Annotated in this window: 20 protein-coding genes; 11 read left to right on the forward strand and 9 right to left on the reverse strand. The window is 72.5% G+C overall.

What is annotated here, in order from left to right:
• Nucleotides 1-49 precede the first annotated feature (49 nt).
• The 3 genes from IF37_RS0108030 to IF37_RS39130 all read left to right on the forward strand — a co-directional run bounded on the left by IF37_RS0108030 (nt 50) and on the right by IF37_RS39130 (nt 2,572).
• On the forward strand, nt 50-1,063 hold the full coding sequence (locus IF37_RS0108030; protein WP_253915687.1) for a TauD/TfdA family dioxygenase: 1,014 nt from the start codon (nt 50-52) through the stop codon (nt 1,061-1,063).
• Nucleotides 1,064-1,280: 217 nt separating this feature from the next.
• The gene (locus tag IF37_RS0108035) at nt 1,281-2,096 is read left to right on the forward strand and encodes a DUF427 domain-containing protein (RefSeq protein WP_030738416.1); all 816 of its coding nucleotides are present in this window, start codon (nt 1,281-1,283) and stop codon (nt 2,094-2,096) included.
• A 290-nt stretch (nt 2,097-2,386) separates the two neighbouring features.
• Nucleotides 2,387-2,572 carry a hypothetical protein gene (locus tag IF37_RS39130; protein WP_037855953.1) on the forward strand — a complete coding sequence of 62 codons (186 nt, stop codon included), beginning with the start codon at nt 2,387-2,389 and terminating at the stop codon, nt 2,570-2,572.
• A gap of 214 nt (nt 2,573-2,786) precedes the next feature.
• Here the strand turns inward: IF37_RS39130 and IF37_RS0108045 are convergent, their stop codons facing one another.
• On the reverse strand, nt 2,787-3,365 hold the full coding sequence (locus IF37_RS0108045; RefSeq protein WP_030738418.1) for a rhodanese-like domain-containing protein: 579 nt from the start codon (nt 3,363-3,365) through the stop codon (nt 2,787-2,789).
• A gap of 81 nt (nt 3,366-3,446) precedes the next feature.
• On the opposite strand from IF37_RS0108045, the gene IF37_RS0108050 reads away from it, so the two are divergent.
• A complete protein-coding gene (locus IF37_RS0108050; RefSeq protein ID WP_030738420.1) occupies nt 3,447-3,734 on the forward strand; it encodes a metal-sensitive transcriptional regulator in 288 nt (95 codons plus the stop codon).
• Between the two features lie 15 nt (nt 3,735-3,749).
• On the opposite strand, the gene IF37_RS0108055 is transcribed toward IF37_RS0108050, so the two are convergent.
• The 5 genes from IF37_RS0108055 to IF37_RS0108080 form a co-directional block, all read right to left on the reverse strand.
• Nucleotides 3,750-4,499, reverse strand: a complete 750-nt coding sequence (locus IF37_RS0108055; protein WP_030738424.1) for a sulfite exporter TauE/SafE family protein — start codon at nt 4,497-4,499, stop codon at nt 3,750-3,752.
• Nucleotides 4,496-4,648, reverse strand: a complete 153-nt coding sequence (locus IF37_RS44380; RefSeq protein WP_158727307.1) for a hypothetical protein — start codon at nt 4,646-4,648, stop codon at nt 4,496-4,498. The genes IF37_RS0108055 and IF37_RS44380 overlap by 4 nt, the downstream gene beginning before the upstream one ends.
• 200 nt (nt 4,649-4,848) lie before the next feature.
• Entirely contained in the window at nt 4,849-6,213 is a 1,365-nt protein-coding gene (locus tag IF37_RS0108070; RefSeq protein WP_030738428.1) for a rhodanese-like domain-containing protein, read from the reverse strand.
• Nucleotides 6,214-6,807: 594 nt separating this feature from the next.
• Nucleotides 6,808-7,614, reverse strand: coding sequence for an ABC transporter ATP-binding protein (locus tag IF37_RS0108075; RefSeq protein WP_079165612.1), 807 nt, complete (start codon nt 7,612-7,614; stop codon nt 6,808-6,810).
• The gene (locus tag IF37_RS0108080; protein WP_030738434.1) at nt 7,611-8,705 is read right to left on the reverse strand and encodes an ABC transporter permease; all 1,095 of its coding nucleotides are present in this window, start codon (nt 8,703-8,705) and stop codon (nt 7,611-7,613) included. The genes IF37_RS0108075 and IF37_RS0108080 overlap by 4 nt, the downstream gene beginning before the upstream one ends.
• A gap of 173 nt (nt 8,706-8,878) precedes the next feature.
• Here IF37_RS0108080 and IF37_RS0108085 point away from each other — a divergent pair, with 173 nt between their 5' ends.
• Entirely contained in the window at nt 8,879-10,093 is a 1,215-nt protein-coding gene (locus IF37_RS0108085) for a sensor histidine kinase (RefSeq protein WP_030738437.1), read from the forward strand.
• Nucleotides 10,090-10,731, forward strand: coding sequence for a response regulator transcription factor (locus IF37_RS0108090; RefSeq protein WP_030738440.1), 642 nt, complete (start codon nt 10,090-10,092; stop codon nt 10,729-10,731). Before IF37_RS0108085 ends, IF37_RS0108090 begins: the two co-directional genes overlap by 4 nt.
• Before the next feature lie 76 nt (nt 10,732-10,807).
• Here IF37_RS0108090 and IF37_RS0108095 read toward each other — a convergent pair whose 3' ends face one another.
• Entirely contained in the window at nt 10,808-12,889 is a 2,082-nt protein-coding gene (locus IF37_RS0108095; protein WP_030738443.1) for an MMPL family transporter, read from the reverse strand.
• 147 nt (nt 12,890-13,036) lie between these two features.
• Here IF37_RS0108095 and IF37_RS0108100 point away from each other — a divergent pair, with 147 nt between their 5' ends.
• Nucleotides 13,037-13,507 (forward strand): MarR family winged helix-turn-helix transcriptional regulator, encoded by a 471-nt coding sequence (locus IF37_RS0108100; RefSeq protein ID WP_079165616.1) that lies wholly within the window; start codon nt 13,037-13,039, stop codon nt 13,505-13,507.
• Between the two features lie 53 nt (nt 13,508-13,560).
• Here IF37_RS0108100 and IF37_RS0108105 read toward each other — a convergent pair whose 3' ends face one another.
• On the reverse strand, nt 13,561-13,992 hold the full coding sequence (locus IF37_RS0108105; RefSeq protein WP_052845032.1) for an SsgA family sporulation/cell division regulator: 432 nt from the start codon (nt 13,990-13,992) through the stop codon (nt 13,561-13,563).
• A 937-nt stretch (nt 13,993-14,929) separates the two neighbouring features.
• On the opposite strand from IF37_RS0108105, the gene IF37_RS0108115 reads away from it, so the two are divergent.
• The 4 genes from IF37_RS0108115 to IF37_RS0108130 all read left to right on the forward strand — a co-directional run bounded on the left by IF37_RS0108115 (nt 14,930) and on the right by IF37_RS0108130 (nt 18,734).
• On the forward strand, nt 14,930-15,172 hold the full coding sequence (locus IF37_RS0108115; protein ID WP_030738453.1) for a hypothetical protein: 243 nt from the start codon (nt 14,930-14,932) through the stop codon (nt 15,170-15,172).
• Entirely contained in the window at nt 15,165-16,256 is a 1,092-nt protein-coding gene (locus IF37_RS0108120) for a PleD family two-component system response regulator (RefSeq protein WP_030738458.1), read from the forward strand. The genes IF37_RS0108115 and IF37_RS0108120 overlap by 8 nt, the downstream gene beginning before the upstream one ends.
• Nucleotides 16,257-16,594: 338 nt before the next feature.
• A complete protein-coding gene (locus IF37_RS0108125; protein WP_052845033.1) occupies nt 16,595-17,149 on the forward strand; it encodes a hypothetical protein in 555 nt (184 codons plus the stop codon).
• 316 nt (nt 17,150-17,465) lie between these two features.
• Complete coding sequence (locus IF37_RS0108130) at nt 17,466-18,734, forward strand: IS701 family transposase (RefSeq protein ID WP_106981730.1); 1,269 nt, start codon at nt 17,466-17,468, stop codon at nt 18,732-18,734.
• Nucleotides 18,735-18,756: 22 nt separating this feature from the next.
• Here IF37_RS0108130 and IF37_RS0108135 read toward each other — a convergent pair whose 3' ends face one another.
• The gene (locus IF37_RS0108135) at nt 18,757-19,671 is read right to left on the reverse strand and encodes an NmrA/HSCARG family protein (protein WP_030738465.1); all 915 of its coding nucleotides are present in this window, start codon (nt 19,669-19,671) and stop codon (nt 18,757-18,759) included.
• Nucleotides 19,672-19,675 lie beyond the last annotated feature (4 nt).

Raw genomic sequence — 19,675 nt, forward strand, 5'->3', positions numbered from 1 at the left:
ACCCCTGCCCGCGGCCCCGCGAGGGGCCGTACCCCGAAAGGACACCCGTATGAGCATCCTCAGCGACCGGCCCACGGGGGCACGGCTGCCGATCACCGAGCTGGGCCCCCACTTCGGCGCCGAGGTCCACGGCATCGACCTCGGCCGGCTCGACGACGAGCAGGTCCGCGCGCTCCGGGCGGCACTGGTACGCCACAAGGTGCTGTTCGTACGCGGACAGCACGGCCTCGACGACGCCGCGCAGATCGAGTTCGGCCGACGGCTGGGCGAGGTCACGGTCGGGCACCCGGTGCACGACTCCGGTGACGTGGCACCCGAGGTCTACTCCCTGGACAGCCAGGACAACGGGTTCGCCGACGTGTGGCACACGGACGTGACGTTCGTCCGGCGGCCGCCCGCGATCTCCGTACTGCGAGCCGTGGTGCTGCCGCCCAACGGCGGCGACACCAGCTGGGCCGACAGCCAGCTCGCCTACGCCTCACTCTCGCCCGGACTGCGGGCCTACGTCGACACACTCACCGCCGTCCACGACGGCTCCCGCGAGTTCGGCTACTACCTGGCCCACCGTCGCCAGGGCCGTGGCAACCTGTGGGAGGGCGAGGTGTTCACCGAACTGACGCCGGTGGAGCACCCCGTAGTCCGGGTGCACCCGGAGAGCGGCCGCAAGGGCCTCTTCGTGAACCCCGGCTTCACCTCGCACATCGTCGGCGTCTCCGAGCACGAGAGCCGGGGCATCCTGGACATCCTCTACGCCCACCTCACCAAGCCCGAACACGTCGTACGGCACCGCTGGCAGCCCGGCGACGTGGCGCTGTGGGACAACCGCGGCACGGCCCACTACGCCAACCGCGACTACGGCGACCGGCACCGGGTGATGCACCGCATCACCCTGCGCGGCGACGTCCCGGTGGGCCCGGCCGCCACGCCCCCGGACCAGGGCACCGGCACGGCCGAGGCGCCCCTCGGCCGGGACTCGCCCCCCGCGGCGGAGCGCACCGGGACGACTCGGCGGACGGCCGCGGCGGGCGACCCCCGTACGGCGCACCTCCGACCGGGTGCGTGAGACCCGCCGGGGGAGGGGACGGCAAGGCGCACGGCCCGGTGCCCCGGGAGCCGGATCGGCACGTTCGTCGGCGTCGCCCGCCCTGTCCTCGCCCCCACGCGCGCGTCCTCGCCCCCCACGCGCGCGTGTCCGGCATCCCCGCGCACCCCTGCCGCCCGGCGACGACGTCCACACGACGGTCGTGTCACCGTAGGAACAAGCGGAAGGAGAACCGGTCATGAGCACGCTCAGCACCGCGCAGTCCCTGCGCACCACCCCGGAAGGCATCCTGTGGGAGCCCAGCGACCGCTGGGTCCGCGGGCGCAAGGGCGCCGTCACGGTCGTCGACAGCCACCGTCCCGTCCTCGTCTGGGAACCCGGCGCGGCCGTCCCGCTGTACGCCTTCCCAAGCGAGGAGGTCCGCGAGGACCTGCTGCGCCCGGCCCGGAACCCGCCGGCCGGCACACACACCGGATCACTGGTCTTCTACGACCTCGCCGTCGACGGGGAACTGCTGGAGAACGCCGCCTGGACGTTCCCCGCCGAGGACCTGGCCGGGCACATCGCCTTCGAGTGGTCCGGGCGCACCGGCACGGGCCTGGACCACTGGTACGAGGAGGAGGAAGAGATCTTCGTCCACCCCCGCGACCCGCACAAGCGGGTCGACGCCCTGGTGAGCAGCCGCCACGTCCAGGTGGAAATCGACGGCACCGTCGTCGCCGACACCCACCGTCCGGTACTCGTCTTCGAGACCGGCCTGCCCGTGCGCTACTACATTCCGCGCGAGGACGTCCGCCTCGACCTGTTCAGCCCCACGGAACACAGCACCGGCTGCCCCTACAAGGGCACCGCCGCGTACTGGTCCTGGAACGGCGAGGCCGGCATCCCGCCGAACGTCCTCTGGAGCTACCCCGACCCGCTGCCCGCGGTGGCCGCCGTGAAGAACCTCCTCGCCTTCTACAACGAGGCGGTCGACATCACCGTGGACGGCGAGCCCCAGGAGCGCCCGGATACCGTCTTCAACGCGACACTGCGGCCAGGCACGGGACGGTGACGGCCACGGGAGACCGGTCACGAGCCGATCGTCCGGACGACAGGTCTGATCGCCGAGCACACCGCGGCACACGGTACTTTCACTCCATGCCACTGACGCCCGACTACGAACTCCGCAGCCCGGCCGGGCCGGCCCCCGTCGTACCGGAACCGCACCGGCACCACCCGTGCGGCGGAGACGAACGGGCAAGCCGGACCCCCGGCCGCCTCTAGTCCGGCCCTGACAGCAGCTCGTCCCCGACCGTGCACCAGCCCCGCCACCCGGCACCCCGACAGAGAGCAGATTCCCCCGTGTTCCAGGAGACCCCCATCTTCAGCCGCCTCGTCGCCGAGCGTGGCGACATCCCCGCCCAGGTCCGCGGCGAAGCCGAACGCATACACCGCGATCTGGCCCAGGTGCTGCACCGGGGGCCGGCGTCCCACCTGGGCGCACCACGGCACGTCGGCGGTCCGAGAGCCCCGCACGGCGCCCTGTAGCCGCGCGTGACCACGAGGGGCGCACGTCCCGGACCTGCGCCCCTCGTGCACCCGGGACGGCCACCGGGCACGCGGCCCCGTGCCCCGCGCGGAGAACGGCGCCGCCGAGCCCCACGGCCACACCCGGCGCCCGGCGGGCCGTGGCGGTGGGCGGCACGGACACCGCGCCACCTCACACCGGGCGCGCCGGGCCGGGGACCGCCGCCCGAGGTGATCAGCCGTGGCGCAGCGCGGCCAGCGTCGAGGCGAGGTCGGCCGGGCGGGGACGGTTGTACGGCAGTCTGCCCAGCATGGCGGCCATGCCGCAGGTGTCGGTGAGCGCCGAGAACACGAGGCCGCCCGCGATGCCGGCGGAGAGGATCTGGAACGCCGGGTGCACCAGCAGACCGAGGAGCAGGCCCAGGAGGACCACGGCGCCCGCCGTGAGACGAACCTGGCGTTCCATGCTCCAGCCGGCCCGGCTGCCACCGGCGTCGGGCCGCCGCAGACCGTGGCCGGCGTCCGCCCACGCCCGGGTGCCGCCGACGAGCGTCGCCGACTCGACGCCGTGCTCGGCCAGGAGCGCGCAGGCGTTCTCCGAGCGGGCCCCGGAGGCGCACACCAGGAGGACACCGCCCCGCTGGGCCGCCTGCCGTATCTCGGGCAGGGCCCGGCGGATCTGGTCCAGGGGGACGTTGAGGGCCCCGGGCACGTGCCCGGAGGCGTACTCGCCGGGGGTGCGTACGTCGATGACGGTCAGGTCGTGCAGCCGGGCTCGGGCCTGGTCCGTGTCGAGGGTCAGGGGAGTGGTCATGGCAGAGAGGATCCTTGATGGTCGCCGCCGTCCCGAACCGGGACGTACAGTACCCCTAGGGGTATCGGTCGAGGAGTGATGGTGGAACTGGAGCTTGAGGGCGCGTCCTTGCGGGCCGTGCTGAACCGACTGCGGCGTGCGCAGGGCCAGATCGCCGGAGTCATCCGGATGATCGAGGAGGGCCGGGACTGCGAGGACGTCATCACACAGCTGGCCGCGGTCTCGCGGGCGCTGGACCGGGCCGGCTTCGCGATCATCGCCACCGGCCTCCAGCAGTGCGTGTCCGACATCGAATCGGGCCGGAGGAAGGCCGAGGACACCGAGCAGATGCGTACGCGACTGGAGAAACTCTTCCTGTCGCTGGCGTGAGGGGTCCCCGTCGGGTCATCGCACCACCGCGTCCACCAGCATGAGGCCGGCCACCGCCAGCAGGACTACGGCGAAGATCCGTTGGAGGGCGGGCCCGGAGATCCGCGCCGACAGGCGCTTGCCGTCCCATGCACCCAGGATCGCCGCCGCGGCGAACGGTCCGGTGACCGCCCAGTCCAGGCCGCCGGCCGTGCTCGCGCGCATCGCCAGTGCGGCCAGGGAGTTGACGGTGATGACGAGCAGACTGGTGCCCACGGCCGCCCGCATCCGCATGCCGAGGACGCCGACCAGCGCGGGGACCGCGAGGAAGCCGCCTCCGACGCCGAGGACACCGGTGACCGCGCCCAGCCCGGCCCCGGCGGCCGCCGCCCGGCCCCGCCGCACGGGAACGGTGTCACCGCCGTCGGACCGCGGCCTGAGCATGCGGACGGCGGCGGCGCCCGCCACCAGGGCGAAGGCCACGGTCAGCGGGGCGGCGGGCAGGTGCCCGGCGAGTGCGCCGCCCAGCATCGCCGGCCCGATCCCGGCCGCCGCGAACAGCAGCCCCGTACGCCAGCGGACGTGCCCTTCCCGGGCGTGCGCGGACAGCGCCGTGGCCGAGGTGACGGAGACGATCACGAGACTGGCGGTGGTGGCGGCGACGGGGGAGAAGCCGAGCAGATAGATCAGAGCGGGGACGGCCAGCACGCTTCCCCCGCCGCCGAGGGCACCGAGCGCCAGACCGATGACGGCGCCGGCGGCCAGGGCGAGTATCACCGCGCTCACGCGACGACCTCGTAGCGGCCCGGCCGGTTCACGCCCGTCGGCGCCGTCCCGCGCCGCACCCGCAGGCCGCCGATGCCACGTTGTCGGCCGACGACGCCGACGCCACCGAAGACGTCGCCGCCGCCGTCGTCGTCGCCGCTGCCGTCCACGCCGTCGACGGACTCGTCGCCCCGTGCCCGGAGAGGTGCGGCGACGCTGGCTGTGGCTGTGGCTGTGGCTGTGGCTGTGGCTGTGGCTGCGGCCCCGTGCCATCCGCCGCCAGAGCGGCAGACCGGCACGGCGGGTCGGGCCTTCATGACGTTCTCGTTCCTCTTCGTTTCCCGGCGCCGTGCTCCGCGAGTGGCCGCCATCAGCGCGTGCGGACGGTGAGTCCGGCCCTGCCGGCCGAGTCGAAACCGTCGTCGACGGCGACGACGTCACGGCCCGCGGCATCCAGCAGGGAGGCGGCGATGGCGGCACGCATGCCGCCGGCGCAGTGCACCCACACCTGCCCTTCCGGCACCTCGTGGAGCCGGCCGTGCAAGGTGTGCAGGGGGATGTGGACCGAGCCCTCCACGTGCCCCGCGGCCCGCTCGGAATCCCTGCGGACGTCCAGCACCACCAGGCCGTTCCCGGAGTGCTCCGCGAGGTCGGCGAACGTGGCGCGCGGGAAGGAGGCCAGGACCTCGCCCGCACGTGCCCAGCGCGACGGCTCGCCGGTGGCCGCGGCGGCCGGGCGGTCGATGCCGACCCGGACCAGTTCACGCTGGGCGGCGGCCAGCTGCCCGGCGGACTCGGCGAGCAGAGTCACCGGCTTGCCCCACGGGATCAGCCAGGCGAGGTATGTCGCGAGCTGCCCCTCGGCCTCGAAGTTGAACGAGCCGGCCACGTGCCCCTCGGCGAAGGCCACGCGGCTGCGCAGGTCGACCACCCACTCCCCGGCGGCCAGCCGGGCGGCGATCTCCTCGGCGTCCGCGACGGTGAGCGGGCCGAGGTCGACGGGCGCGGGCCCCGCGGCATTGGCCGGACCCATGTGCGTGTAGTACGCGGGCACGTCGTCCAGGCCCGCGAGCAGCCGGGTGACGAAGGTGTCGACGTCGAGGGTGAGCGCCTCGTTGGAGGTCTTCTCCACGCCGATGGTCGTGGCCCCGCCCGTCGCCTGGCTCGCCGAGCAGAAGCTGCCGAACCCATGGGTGGGCAACACCGCGGCCCCGTCCGGAAGTTCGGCGGCCAGGCGGTGCGCCGAGGCGTGCTGTGCCCGGGCGAGGTCCTCGGTCAGCCGTGGCTCGACCAGGTCGGGCCTGCCGACCGTGCCGATCAGCAGCGAGCCACCGGAGAAGACGGCGACGGCCGTGCCGTTCTCCTCCAGCGCGTAGGAGGTGTGGTGCGGGGTGTGACCGGGTGTCGCCAGTGCGCGCAGGGACAGGCCGGCGGCGGTGTCGATCTCGTGGCGGTCGCCGTCGTGCACGGGTATGTGTCCGTAGGAGACGCGGGCCGCCGCGGGAACGAGGTAGGCGGCGCCGACGAGACGGGTGAGCTCCAGTCCGCCGGTCACGTAGTCGTTGTGGACATGTGTCTCGACGACGTGGGAAATCCGCACCCCGCGCCGCGCGGCCGCGGCGATCACGCGGTCGATGTCACGCGGCGGGTCCACGACGACGGCCGTCCGGGTGCCACCCGCCAGGTAGCTGCGGTTGCCGAGTCCGGCGACATCGATCGTGTCGACGAAAAACACGGGTTCTCCTCTCCAGCGAAATTACCCCCCGGGGTATGAGTCGACGGTAGCACGAGTACCCCCGGGGGTATTTCGTCGGGTGGGGCGGGGCAGCCACCCCCGACCTGCCGCGCCGCACCCTCCGGCCGGCCGCGACGTCTTCGCTCACCGGCGCCGGTCACCGGCTTCGATCACCAGCCGGGGTGCGCGCCCCGGGACGACCGGTCCTCCCACGAGCCCGCCCGGCGCGCGCCCGGCCATGACGCGGGCGGAGCGGCACCGCGGGGGACCGGTGCCGCTCCGGCACCCACACTCCTCCGCGACCGGCCTCGCCGCCGAGTGCCGTTCGGGTCGGCGCGGGGGGCCGGAAGTCCCGCTGCCACCGCCACTCACACGCACAGGGCCCCCGACACCTCACAGCCACTGACGCACACGCGGCCCCGACACCTCACAGCCACTCACACGCCCCGGCCACCCGACGCCCCACCGCCACCCGCCGCCACGCGGCCCGTCACCGCCGGGCCCGCCGCGAGCCGGTCCGCCGGGCACCGGAAGCCCGGAACGCGAACGCGGAACGCCGAACGCCGAACGCGAACGCCGAACCGCAGGCAGGGATCAGGAACCGCCCTCCCGACCCCCGCCGACCGGCCCGCTCCCGCCGGCGCGGAAGCCAGGCCCCCCGCCCCGCCTCCCCTCACCCGCGGACGACGCGGGCATCCCCGCGGCAGCGGCGGAAGCCCGTCCCGCGGGCCCCGGCAGGCGGAGACGGCCGTCGTGGACCTCGGCGATCCGGTCGACGGCGGTCAGCTGGGCGCGGTCGTGGGTGACCAGGACGGTGGCGGTGCCCCGCTCCCGGGTCAGGCGGGTGACGAGGGCGATGACGGCTGCGCCGCGTTCGTGGTCGAGGGCGCTGGTGGGCTCGTCGACCAGCAGGACGGTGGGGTCGTTCATCAGGGCCCGGGCGATGTTGACGCGCTGGCGCTGGCCACCGGAGAGCTGGTGCGGCCGGCGATCCGCCCGGTCGGACAGACCGACCGCGTCGAGGAGTCCCAGGGCCCGGGGGCGGACGGCCCGGGGCTTGCGACCGTCGATCCGCGCCATGACCTGGAGTTGTTCCACGGCGGTGAGCGACGGCAGCAGGTTGGGCTGCTGGAAGACGATGCCGATCTTCCGGCGCCGCAGATCGGTGAGGTCGCCGCGGCTCATGCCGGCGGTGAGGGTCCCGTCGACGGCGACGGTCCCGGCATCGGGCGTGATCAGGGTGGCGGCGACGGCCAGCAGGCTGGACTTGCCGGAACCGGAGGGACCGACCACGGCGGTCAGGCTGCCCGGCGGAACCTCCAGGCTGACCTCGTCCAGAGCGGTCAGGCGGGTGTCACCGTCGGGGTAGGTGAGGGTGATGCCGGTCAGACGCAGGCTCATCGGATGCTCCCCAGGGCGGTCAGCGGGTCGACGGAGGTGATACGGCGAACGGAGAGGGCGGCCCCGAGCGCGCCGAGCCCGATCATCACCGCGGCCGGGAGGAGGACGGTGGCGGGTGCGAGGACGAAGGGCACACCCGAGCCGGTCACCAGGGTTCCCAGCGCGACCGCGACGCCGGTGCCGACTGCGGTACCGCCGACGAGCAGGACGACGGCCTGGCCGAGGGCGTCCCGGAGCAGCCCGGCGGTGGAGGCGCCGAGGGCCTTGAGAACGGCGACGTCACCGCTGCGCTGGATGGTCCACACGGTGAAGAAGGCCCCGATGACCAGCGCGGAGATTGCGAACAGAAAACCGCGCATCAGTTGCAGGGAGCCGTTCTCGGAGGCGTATGAGCCGATCGCGGACAGCGACCCGTCGAGGGACACCGTCCTCGTACCGGCCTGCCGGTCGGTGGCCGCCACGTCGGCGCCGGAGTCGGTGTCCAGGGCGATGACGGTGGCGGTCGGACCGGCACCATCACCGCCACCGGCGGGCGGCGCGGTCTTCCTCCAGACATCCAGGCTGGCCCAGACCACCGGGGTGTGACTGAAGTAGACGTCGCCGCGCACGGCGGCCACCCTCAGCCGCTGCCCGGCCAGGGTGAGGGAGCCGCCGGCCCGCACGCCGAGGCCGTCGGCGGCCGCGGTGGACAGCACCACCGACGCGTCGTCGATCCTGCCGCCGTCCGGGGCGAGGCGGGAGCCCGGCAGCACGCCGAAGACGGACACCGGGGAACCCCTGCCCCCGGCGACGGCCCTCGTGATCGTGATCCCCAGCGGTTCGGCGCTCTCGACACCGGGCGCTCCGGCCCACCGCCGCCACTGCTGCCGGGTCACGGTGGAGTCGGAGTACGACAGCTCCCGGCCGTCGGCGGGAGCCTGGAAGGCGATCCTGTCGGCGGGCAGAGACATGATCGCGGAGACGTTCTGCCGGCCCAGTCCGGCCGTCAGCCCGGACAGCAGCCCGACCAACAGCGTGATCAGCACGATGACGGCGCCCATCAGGGCGAAGCGCCCCTTGGCGAATCTCAGATCTCTCCAGGCGACGAACACGGTCCTTGACCCGTCCTTTCCGGCGGTGGAAGCGGTACGACCCCACCCTCGCCGCCGGCCCCCCGCGCCCGCTTCTGGCACAAGAGGGCACCGCACGCGTCGGAAGACGGCACGCGCCTTGCACCTTTCGACAGAGGCCCGCGAGGCTCCGGCTCCGTAGCCTGGGAGGCACTGTGAACACCGCTGCCCCGTCCCTCACCCCGACCACCCGTGCCCTGGCCTGGTGCCTGCACCTGCTGATCATCGGCCTGCTCGCCCTGACCGCCGGACGGGCCCTGGCCGACGGCCGGCCCCACGCCGGGGCGATCGCCACCGGTGCGGCGGTGTGCGCCGTGGTCTACGCGACCGGACCCGTGCTGCCGCGCATACGCCGCTCACGACGGGCCGCCGCACTCTGGCTGACCGCCGTGGGCGCCGTCTGGCTGGTGCTGCTGGCCCTGTCCGCCGACGCCGTGTGGGTGGCGTTCCCGCTCTACTTCCTCCAGCTCCACCTGTTGCCCCGCCGCGTCGGACTCACCGCCGTGGCCGCCACCGCGGCCGCCGCCATCGCCGGCTTCGCCGCCCACCAGCGCTCCTTCAGCCCCGCCATGCTGATAGGCCCCGCGCTCGGCGCCGCCGTCGCGGTCGCCGTGGTGTGGGGGTACCAGGCCCTGTACCGGGAGAGCGAACACCGCAGGCGACTCATCGAGGAACTGACCGCCACCCGCGCCGACCTGGCCGAAGCCCAGCACACCGCCGGAGTGCTCGCCGAACGCGAACGCCTGGCCCGCGAGATCCACGACACCCTCGCCCAGGGCCTGTCCAGCATCCAACTGCTGCTGCGGGCCGCCGAACGCGCCCTGCCCGACCGGCCCGACACCGCCGCCCGCCATGTGGAGGCAGCCCGCCAGGCCGCCGTGGACGACCTCGCCGAGGCCCGCCGCTTCGTCGCCGCCCTCACCCCGCCCGCACTGCAGGACACCACCCTGGCCGACGCCCTGGCCCGCCTGTGCGCCACCACCGGCGCCCGCCACCGGCTCGCCGCCCGCTTCCACCTCACCGGCGACCCCGCCGCCCTGCCGACCGCCCACGAGGTCGCCCTGCTGCGCCTCGCCCAGTCCGCCCTCGCCAACACCGTCCGGCACGCCGGCGCCACCACCGCCGACGTCACCCTCGGCTACCTCGGCGACCACATCGCCCTCGACATCGTCGACGACGGCCACGGCTTCGACCCCGGCCGGCTCCCCGCCCCCGACCCCGCGGGCGGCGGCTTCGGCCTGGCGGCCATGCGCGCCCGCGTACACGCCCTCGGCGGCACCCTGACCATCGAATCCGGCCCCGGCCACGGCACCGCCCTGGCAGCCCGGCTCCCCCTCGCCCCGCCCACCGAAAACGAGCCCCGCCCGTGACCGACACCCCCATCCGCCTCCTCCTGGCCGACGACCACCCCGTGGTCCGGGCCGGGCTGCGCGCCGTACTGGAGACCGAGTCCGGCCTCACCGTCGTGGCCGAAGCCGCCACCGCCGAGGACGCCGTCGCCCGCGCCGCCGAAGGCGACATCGACGTCGTCCTCATGGACCTGAGTTTCGGCAAGGGCACGGGCATGGGCGGCGCCGAGGCCACCGCCCGGATCACCGCCCGCCCCGGCGCCCCCCGCGTCGTGGTCGTCACCACCTACGACTCGGACGCCGACACCCTGCCCGCCATCGAAGCCGGCGCCACCGGCTACCTCCTCAAGGACGCCCCGCCCGAGGACCTGGCCGCCGCCGTCCGCACGGCGGCCGCCGGCCGCACCACCCTCGCCCCCACGGTGGCCGACCGGCTCATGAACCGGCTGCGCACCCCCGGCACCGCGCTGACCCGGCGCGAGACCGAAGTCCTCGGCCTGGTGGCCGAGGGACTGTCCAACCAGGCCATCGGCCACCGCCTGCACCTCACCGAGGGCACCGTCAAGTCACACCTCGCACGCGTCTACGCCAAACTGGGCGTCGACTCCCGCACCGCCGCCGTCGCCGCCGCGACCGGTCTCGGCCTCATCCGCCGCTGACCGGCCTCGGCCCCGTCCACCGCGGCCGGGAACGCGCGGCACCCTCACGCCGTACGACCGCGCCCCCGGCCGCGGCTCACGGGTCGACGGTGCGGTGGGGCCACCACACCGCGGGGCCGATGTGGCGCACCAGCGCGGGGACGAGCAGAGAACGCACGACGAGGGTGTCGAGCAGGACGCCGAAGGCGACGATGAACGCGATCTGCGCCATGAAGGCCAGCGGGATGACGGTCAGAGCGGCGAACGTGGCGGCCAGCACCACACCGGCGGAGGTGATCACCCCACCGGTGGCGGTGAGCCCGGTCAGCATGCCGGACCGGTTGCCGTGCCGCCGAGCCTCCTCGCGGACCCGGGTCATGAGGAAGATGTTGTAGTCCACGCCCAGGGCGACGAGGAACACGAAGCCGTACAGCGGGACGGAGGCGTCGGTCCCGGAGAAGCCCAGGACGTGGGTGAAGAGGAGCGCGGTCACACCGAGCGTGGCCAGGTAGTTCAGGGCGACGGTGGCCACCAGCAGTACGGGCAGCAGCAGACTGCGCAGCAGGGCGACGAGGATGCACAGGATGATCGCCAGGACGATCGGGACGATCAGGGCGCGATCGCGGGCGGCGGTCCGCTGGGTGTCGTACTGCTCGGCGGTGTAGCCGCCCACCATCGCCTCGGCGCCGTCGACACCGTGTACGGCGGCGCGCAGCCGGGGGATCGTCCGCTTCGCGGCGTCACCGTCCGAGGCGGCGCTCAGCGTGGCGTCGATACGGACCCGTCCGTCCACGACGGCCCCCGCGCCTCCGCCCGGCCGTCCGTTCCCGGCCACCGGAGCGGCCTGCGCCACCCCGTCGGTCCCGCGCGCCGCCGCGAGCACCTGATCGGCACGGTCGGCCCGGGCGATGATCACAGCCGGGTTCCCGGCACCGGCCGGGAAGTGCTCGGCCAGGACCTTCTGCCCGGTCACCGACCGTGCGTCGTTGACGAACGTCTCGTCCAGCGGGATGCCGCGCGCGTGCAGCAACGGGAAGAAGGCGGCGCAGGCCGCCAGCACCACGGCCGTACTCGTCCAGATCCGCCGGGGCCGCCGGTCGACGAGACCGGCCACTCGCGGCCACAGGCCGCCCTGGCCCGCGCCGTCGGCGGCGGCAGCCGGGTGGGGCCTGGCCGGCCAGTACGCGGTACGTCCGAGGAGCACCAGGACGGCGGGCAGGAAGGTCATGGCCGCCGCCACCGCGCAGACGATGCCGATGGCACCGACCGGGCCCAGGGCCTGGTTGTTGCTCAGATCGCTCACCAGCAGCGCCAGCAGACCCAGGGCGACGGTGGCGGCGCTGGCGGTGATGGCCCCCACCGAGCGCCGCCAGGCCACCCCGATCGCCTCCCGTCGGTCCCGGCCACCGGCGAGTTCCTCGCGGAAGCGGGCGGTCAGCAGCAGCGCGTAGTCGGTCGCCGCACCGATGACCAGGATGAACAGGATGCCCTGCACCTGGCCGTCCACCCGCACCACATCGTGGTCGGCCAGGGCGTAGACGACCGCCGAGGCCAGCGCGAGCGCGAACACCGCTGTGACGATCACGACCACGGGCAGCAGGACACTGCGGTAGACGACCACCAGGATCAGCAACACCGCGCCCAGAGCCACCATGAGCAGGACACCGTCGATACCGGCGAACGCCTGCGACAGATCCGCCCGCGTGGCCGCCGGACCGGTCAGGTGGACCCGGGCGCCCGGCACGCCGTCGGCCGCGGCCCGCACGTCATCGACGACCCGCCCGAGATCCTCCCCCAGGTCGGACTTCAAGGGCACCACGGCCTGCAACGCCCGCCCGTCCCCGGACGGTACGGCGGGACTGGCCGGGCCCGCCGTACCCTCCACCCGTGCCGCCGCGCGCAGAGCCTGCGCCGCCCGGTCGCGCCGGGCGGCCGTGACCGGTCCCGTGTCGCTGACCCAGACGATGACCAAAGGCACCGTCTGCCGCGCCTGGAACGCCTTCTGCATGTGGCTGACCTTGGTCGACTCGGCGCTCGCGGGCAGGAAAGCCGCCTGGTCATTGGTGGAGACCCCGCCCAGCTTCCCCGCGAACGGCCCCATGGCCGCCCCCGCCAGCAGCCACACCAGCACAGCCAGCGCCGGAGCCATCCAGCGCCATCGGCCGTGTCTCGTCATCATGTTCCTCCAGCGACATCGTGAGCGGGGAACCACCGCCTACCCCCACCCCCGGCAAACAATCTTGATGATCAAGATACTTCGTCTGGAGATACACTTGCGCACGTGCTGCCCACGGATCTCCAGACCTTCGCCGTCCTGCTCAGGCGGATGAACAGCGAACTGACCGAGATCACCCACGCCTTCGCGCACGCCCACGGCCTGCACCCCACCGATGTGCAGGCACTGATCGTCATCCTCGACGGCCCCGCGGCCGACCCGCTGGAACACCCGGCCGCCCCCCGCGCACCCATCACCCCCAAGGTGCTGGGCGAGCACCTCGGCCTCACCTCCGGCGCCGTCACCGCCTGCCTGAACCGGCTGGAGAAGGCCGGGCACATCCGCCGGGTACGGGAGGCCGCCGACCGGCGGGTCGTGCACCTCTACTACGAGCCCGGGGCCCGCGAGATGGCCCGCGCCTTCTTCGCCCCCCTCGCCCGGGCCACCGACGCCGTCCGGGGCGAGTTCACCGACGACGAGTTGCGCACGGTCGTCCGCTTCCTGGCCGCCATGAACGACCGGCTGACCACCCGCAGACAACACGACCAGGACGAGACCACCGCCGCTCCCGCCGCCGACTGAGACCGGCACGGAGCCGACCGACGGAAGGGAAGCCCGCGGTCGGCGATCCCCGCTCAGCGACGGCGCAGCAGTTCGGCCACGACGTCGTCCCAGCGCAGACGGGAGTTCTCCGCGCCCGCGGGTACGGCCTCGAACGTCTCGGTCAGCCAGTCCCGGAGCGCGGCGGCCGGTACGTACACCGCGGCGGCGCCACCCCTGCCCCGCAGCGCCAGCCTCATCGTGGTGGAACCGTGACAGCGGCAGGGCGGCCAGACCCGCACGTCACCCTCACCGCAGGGAGCGTCCAGCCCCGCCCACAGCAGATCCCGCGAGAACAGCCACGGCGCGACCGTCTCCAGGCCGCCGCGGAAATCCAGCCGCACGGCGAACGGATCGGCGGAGTCATAACCGAAGCGAACCTCGATGGGCACGGCCTCGGTGGCGCTGAGGACCAGGTGAACGGTCATGTCGACGTGCAGACGCTTGTTCCGGCCGGTCGCGTCCATGGTGCCTCCCGGAGGACGTGGAATGTGGGCTCTGCCGTCCCCCGGGGCGCCTGCCGACCCCGGGCGCGACAGCGGCGGCGAACCCGGTCACGAGCCCGGAACCGCCCACACTCTCCCTTCCGGAGGACGCGGCGGAGCGGATGCGGACCGTGGACGTCAACCCCGGCCATCGGCGTCGTGAGCGCCACGCCACGGCCTGCCCAGCGGATCACAGGACCGCCAGGCTGCGACGACTCGACACGCGATCGACGTACCCGACGCGCCCGATGTACCCGAAAGCCCCGTCCGGCCCGGGGGCCCGGCCCGGACGAACGACTACCCGGCGGCCGGCTGATCGCGTCGGTGGACCACCCGACCGTGGCCTACACGTTCGCGGATCCCCGCCCTGACCACTTCGAGTGGATGGTCAACGGAGAGTCCTTCCCGATCACGTTCCGGCGCAGATCGGTGCAGGCGGTGATCGACGCCTTCACCACCGCAGGCTTCCGCATGACCGTGATTACGGAGAAGTCCTCGTACACACGTCCGCTGCTCGGACTCCACTGGCCCGCACGGGACTTGACGGCGTTCCTCTGTGACTGCCGACCGGGCCCGCGATCCTGGCCTTCCTCGTCTTCGGTCGTGTTCAGACCCGCAAGCGCGAGTAAAGCCCGTGACGACAACGGCGGTTCCGACGAGCACGGACGTCGGCATCCAGGCAAGCGGCCACGTTGCCGCAACACTCCTCACACCACCGCACCTGACCTGCGAGGGGAGTGTTGCAACCCGCCGGATGGCGGCGGCAACGGCCCCCGGGTGTTGCCGGTTCCGTTGCCGTTTCCCCGATTGCGTGGCGCAACGGATTCACCTGGCCCCATTGTGTGGCTCATGCAAAGCGGGCCCACCCGGGGCACGCTTCCTGGCCGGCGTTCGGCAGGGGTGAAGAAGGGCAGGTTCGATGGATCGATCGCTTGTGTCGGTGAGGGCGGCGCTGGTGCTCTCACTGGCGGCACTGGCCGGTGTGGGCGCTGGTGTGCTGGCCGTGCCGGCCGGTGACGGGACGGCGGGTGGTGTACTGGCCGGACTCACCACCGCGGGCGGGGCCGTGCCGGTGTTCGACCGGATGATCGCCCAGGACAGCGCCCACCACGGGAACGCCGCGCACGAGGCGGACATGAAGGGCGGGAACGCCCGTGGGTGAGCTGCGCCCTCTCGCCCAGGACCTGACACCGGAGTCGCGTGCGCTCGCCATGGCGCTGCGCGAACTGTTCGAGGGCCTGGAAGTCTCGGTCCGCCGCTATGCGGCCCGCCGCGTACGTGACGCGGGCACCTTCTCCCGCTATCTGAGCGGCACCCGTGTCCCGCCCTGGGAAGTGGTGATGGACCTGTTCACCGATGTCGCCGAACACCGCGGCATGGCCGCCACCCCGGACGCCATCGAACTCGTACGACACCTGCACCGGACAGCCGTCGAAACCAGCGCCTCGCCCCGTCACGCGGTGGAAGTCCTGGAGCAGCAGCTCGCGGAGGCCGATCGTGTCTCCCGCCGCTCAACGGCCCGCGGTGACGCGCTGGGCGACGCGCTGCTGGATCGCAAACACCGCATCGCGGACCTGGAAGTGCGGCTGAACCAACTGGAAGCCGAGTGGAACGCGGAACGCGAACGAGCCGAACGCCTGGCCGCCGCGAACCCGGACGTCACCGACCTGCTGCACGAACGCGACCGCTTACAGGACGAGGTCACCCGCCTGTCCGTCCAACTGCACGAGGCCCAGAAGCGGCGTGACGAAGCCGAGGAACGCTGCATCCTCCTCGAACGGCAGCTGGAAGCGGTCGAACAGGTCCCGACTGTCACCGCCGCCGTGGCGCCGGCCCCACGAGTCATGCCCAAGGTGCTGATCGTCGACGACCAGCCCGACAATCTCCTGGCCATGACGGCCGTGCTGTCCAGCCTCGACCAGGAACTGGTGGCCGTCTCCTCCGGCCGTGAGGCCCTCAAGGCCCTGCTCGACCACGACGACTTCGCTGTGATCATCATGGACGTTCAGATGCCCGACATGGACGGCTACGAGACGGCCGCTCACATCAAGCGCCGTCCCCGCACCCATGACGTGCCGATCATCTTCCTCACCGCGATGGGTACCGACCCCGAGCACTCCGCCCGTGGCTACGCCGCCGGCGCGGTCGACTACATCGGCAAACCCTTCGACCCCTGGGTCCTGCGCGCGAAGGTGGCGGTCTTCACAGGCATCTACCTCGAACAACGTCGCCTGTCAGGAGACTGACTGTCACCCGGACAGATGATCACCGACACCCCGGCCGGGCAGGAACCACCCCCGGACCGATTGGGCCGGATGCCCTTTCCGGATGCGCCCCTCGTCCCCCTCGTCACAAGATCTTGACCATGCGGATATCCATGGTGGTTCTGTCTGGGGGCCGACGGGCGCGGGGCGGCGGCGTGCGTCACGCCCTGTGCGCGGTTCTCGTATGGGCTGTTGTGCTGGCCGGCGCGACATCGTGCGGGCAGGGAGCCGAGCGGAGGGTACCCGGTGGCGCGCCCGGTGCGGAGTCCGCTGGTCCCGACGAGGCGGTGGGCGGGCGTCCTTCAGATGTCGGAGACCGTATGTGGGCCCAGGTGCCGGCCGACACCCGGCAGGCGGTGGTCGTCTACGGCGAGGGCCGGAACTCCCCCGACAGCCTCGTCGTGCTCTACGAGAAGCGGGGCCCGACGTGGCTGCGCACGGCGAGCTGGCCCGCCCACAACGGCAGACTCGGCTGGACGGAGGACCACCGGATCGACGACGAGCACAGTCCCGTAGGCGTGTTCACACTCACCGACGCGGGAGGCACACTCGCCGACCCCGGAAGCCGGCTGAGGTACTGGTACGACGATCATGCGTACGCGGTCATGCTCCCTGAGGGACAGGCACACGCGCACGACTTCGACTACGTCGTCGCCATCGACTACAACCGGCTCAAGGGAGCCCCGCCGTTCGACTGGAACCGACCGGAAGGCGTGGAGGAAGGCGGCGGCATCTGGTTGCACGTCGACCACGGTGGTGGAACGTCGGCGTGTGTGACGATCCCTGAATCCGGTATGAAGACACTGCTACGCACTCTGAACCCGGCCCTGCATCCAGTGGTGGTGATGGGAGATCGAGCACACCTGATGTCCTGAGCACCGCTACACGCTCGGCGCCTGCCCACGCCGGAAGGCCCGAGCACACACGGGACGATCTCCCAAGACCGCCCCGAGCCCATCGCCGGCTTGCCACGCTCTCCACACCCACCCCGTTGGCCTGCGGAATGAGGCAGCCGACGCCGGTGACGTCCTAATACTCCAGTGTGACTTCGCGATCTTGGATCGGACTCGCGTGAGAACTGGAACGGCCACCGCGTGATCATCAAGGGTCGTGTGGACTCATGACGATCGTGCGGTGGCCGCAGGTCACAGTATAGACGGCGCCCGATGGCTGGCGATGTTCGAGCAGGTCATGGCCCGGATCGCGGGCCGGTTCAGCCGAGTTGAACCCCGGGCTGCCGCCCGCGCCTACCTGCTCGGACTGCTGTCGCGTGCCGAGCGGAAGAACTGCTGGCAGCTGGCCGAACAGGCAGGATATGCGCGGCCGGGTTTGATGCAGCGGCTGCTGCGCTGTGCCCGCTGGGACGCCGACACCGTCCGCGACGACGTACGTGCCTATGCCGTCGAACACCTCGGCGCCGAGGGCGCAGTGCTGATCGTGGACGAGACCGGCTTCGTGAAGAAGGGCCGGGCGTCGGCGGGCGTGCAGCGCCAGTACACCGGCACCGCCGGGCGCATCGAGAACTCCCAGGTCGGCGTCTTCCTCGCCTTCGCCACCAGCCGGGGACGGGCACTGATCGACCGGCGGCTCTACCTGCCCGAACAGTCCTGGTGCTCCGATCCCGGGCGCTGCCAGGCGGCCGGGATACCCGAGACGGTGCAGTTCGCGACCAAGCCCCGACTCGCCTGGGAGATGATCACCGCCGCGCTGGACGCCGGGGTGAAGGCACGGTGGGTGACCCGCGACGAAGCCTACGGGCAGGACCCGCAGCTTCGTGCCGCCCTGGAAGCGCGCGGCACCGGCTACGTGATGGCCGTCGCCTGCTCCACCCGGGTACGGATCAACCACGGCCGCACAACCATGCGCGCGGACACCCTCGCCGAACGCCTGCCCACCACCGCCTGGCAGCGGCACAGCGCCGGAGACGGTGCGAAAGGCCCGCCCTACTACGACTGGGCCTGGATCCACATCGGCAGCGACAACCACCGCCACCTGCTGGTCCGCCGCAATCGCACCACCGGCGAACTCGCCTTCTACCTGTGCTGGTCACCCACCACGGTCACCCTCGCGGAGCTGGTCCGCGTCGCCGGTCTCCGCTGGAGCGTCGAGGAGTGCTTCCAGGCCGCCAAGGGCCAGGTCGGACTCGACCACTACCAGGTCCGCAACTGGACCTCATGGCACCGGCACATCACCCTCGCCATGCTCGCCCTGGCCTTCCTGACCGCCATCGCCGCCAGCTCGACACCCGAGCGACCCGCACAGCCGGCCCATCTCACCAGCGGTCGCCCCCCGATCAAGCTGACCGTCCCGGAGATCCGACACCTACTTGCCGCCGTCTTCAACCCACCAGTCCTGTCAGCGGCCAAGCTGCTGCACTGGTCCGACTGGCGGCGAAAACACCAGGCGACAGCCCGCCGCAGCCACTACCGACGACGCTCCGGAGACGAACCGACTGGATAGATCACGAAACCGCACTGGAGTACTAGCCGGACACGGGTGCCAACTGCACATCCGCCCACTCGGCGAAGGTGGTGAGCGGGATGCCCAACTCCCGGGCGAACTCGGGCCGGGCGGGCTGGAGGACCACGTTGTTCCACTCGTGTCCGGCTCCCCACTTCGGCATCCCCGCGTCGAGGGCCTCTTCCACGTTCATGGAAGGCGCGGTCACGGGCACGCGCCAGGCGGCGGACAAGGTCTGCGCGATCTGCTCCATCGTGCGCAGGTCACCGGCCAGTTCCAGTTCCACATGGTGAAACCGGTCGGGATCTCGCAGGGCGTGCGCCGCGGCCGTGCCGATGTCCCGCACGGCCACCAGCGCCAGTTCGGTGTCCGGCTTCAGTACTGTCAGCAGTCCGCCGCGGGGCCCCTTGGGCGCCAGCAGGGGCAGGTTCTCCATGAAGAAGGCGGGCTTGATCACCGTCCAGCGGGCAAAACCCGCGCCACGCACCGTCTCCATGATCGCCTGCTTGGTGTGGAAGTAGTCCGCCATCGCTGCCCAGCGGCCCTCGGCCCAGCCGGCGACCCGGGTGTGTTCACCGACTCCACTGGTCGAGGACTGTACGAACTGCCGTACTCCTCCGGCCTTCGCCGCGTCCACCAGGTTGGTGGCCTGGGCGAGTTCGCTCGCGAAGTCCACGCTGGTCTCGGTCATAGGCGGCATCTGCACCGAGAACACCGCGCGGACCCCCTCGACCGCCGGGCCGAGGGAGGCCCGGTCGGAAAGATCCGCCCGCACCAGTTCGGCGCCCAGCGCCTCGATCGCCTGGGCGGGCTTCGACCGCGGATCGCGTACGAGCGCACGCACGGGCACTTCGGCGGCCAGAAGTGCGCGGGCCGTGGCCCCGCCCTGCTGGCCGGTGGCGCCGGTGACCAGGACGATATCGCTGCTGCCGGGCATGGTT

It is taken from the genome of Streptomyces sp. NRRL S-31, from assembly GCF_000718775.1.
GTDB lineage: Bacteria > Actinomycetota > Actinomycetes > Streptomycetales > Streptomycetaceae > Streptomyces.

What these genes read in the sequence shown, in the direction of transcription:
- IF37_RS0108030 (WP_253915687.1), top strand. Translation starts at nt 50, where the DNA reads ATGAGCATCCTCAGCGACCGGCCCACGGGGGCACGGCTGCCGATCACC.
- IF37_RS0108035 (WP_030738416.1), top strand. Translation starts at nt 1,281, where the DNA reads ATGAGCACGCTCAGCACCGCGCAGTCCCTGCGCACCACCCCGGAAGGC.
- IF37_RS0108045 (WP_030738418.1), bottom strand. Translation starts at nt 3,365, where the DNA reads ATGACCACTCCCCTGACCCTCGACACGGACCAGGCCCGAGCCCGGCTG.
- IF37_RS0108075 (WP_079165612.1), bottom strand. Translation starts at nt 7,614, where the DNA reads ATGAGCCTGCGTCTGACCGGCATCACCCTCACCTACCCCGACGGTGAC.
- IF37_RS0108095 (WP_030738443.1), bottom strand. Translation starts at nt 12,889, where the DNA reads ATGATGACGAGACACGGCCGATGGCGCTGGATGGCTCCGGCGCTGGCT.
- IF37_RS0108100 (WP_079165616.1), top strand. Translation starts at nt 13,037, where the DNA reads ATGAACAGCGAACTGACCGAGATCACCCACGCCTTCGCGCACGCCCAC.
- IF37_RS0108105 (WP_052845032.1), bottom strand. Translation starts at nt 13,992, where the DNA reads ATGGACGCGACCGGCCGGAACAAGCGTCTGCACGTCGACATGACCGTT.
- IF37_RS0108115 (WP_030738453.1), top strand. Translation starts at nt 14,930, where the DNA reads ATGGATCGATCGCTTGTGTCGGTGAGGGCGGCGCTGGTGCTCTCACTG.
- IF37_RS0108125 (WP_052845033.1), top strand. Translation starts at nt 16,595, where the DNA reads ATGTGGGCCCAGGTGCCGGCCGACACCCGGCAGGCGGTGGTCGTCTAC.
- IF37_RS0108130 (WP_106981730.1), top strand. Translation starts at nt 17,466, where the DNA reads ATGGCCCGGATCGCGGGCCGGTTCAGCCGAGTTGAACCCCGGGCTGCC.
- IF37_RS0108135 (WP_030738465.1), bottom strand. Translation starts at nt 19,671, where the DNA reads ATGCCCGGCAGCAGCGATATCGTCCTGGTCACCGGCGCCACCGGCCAG.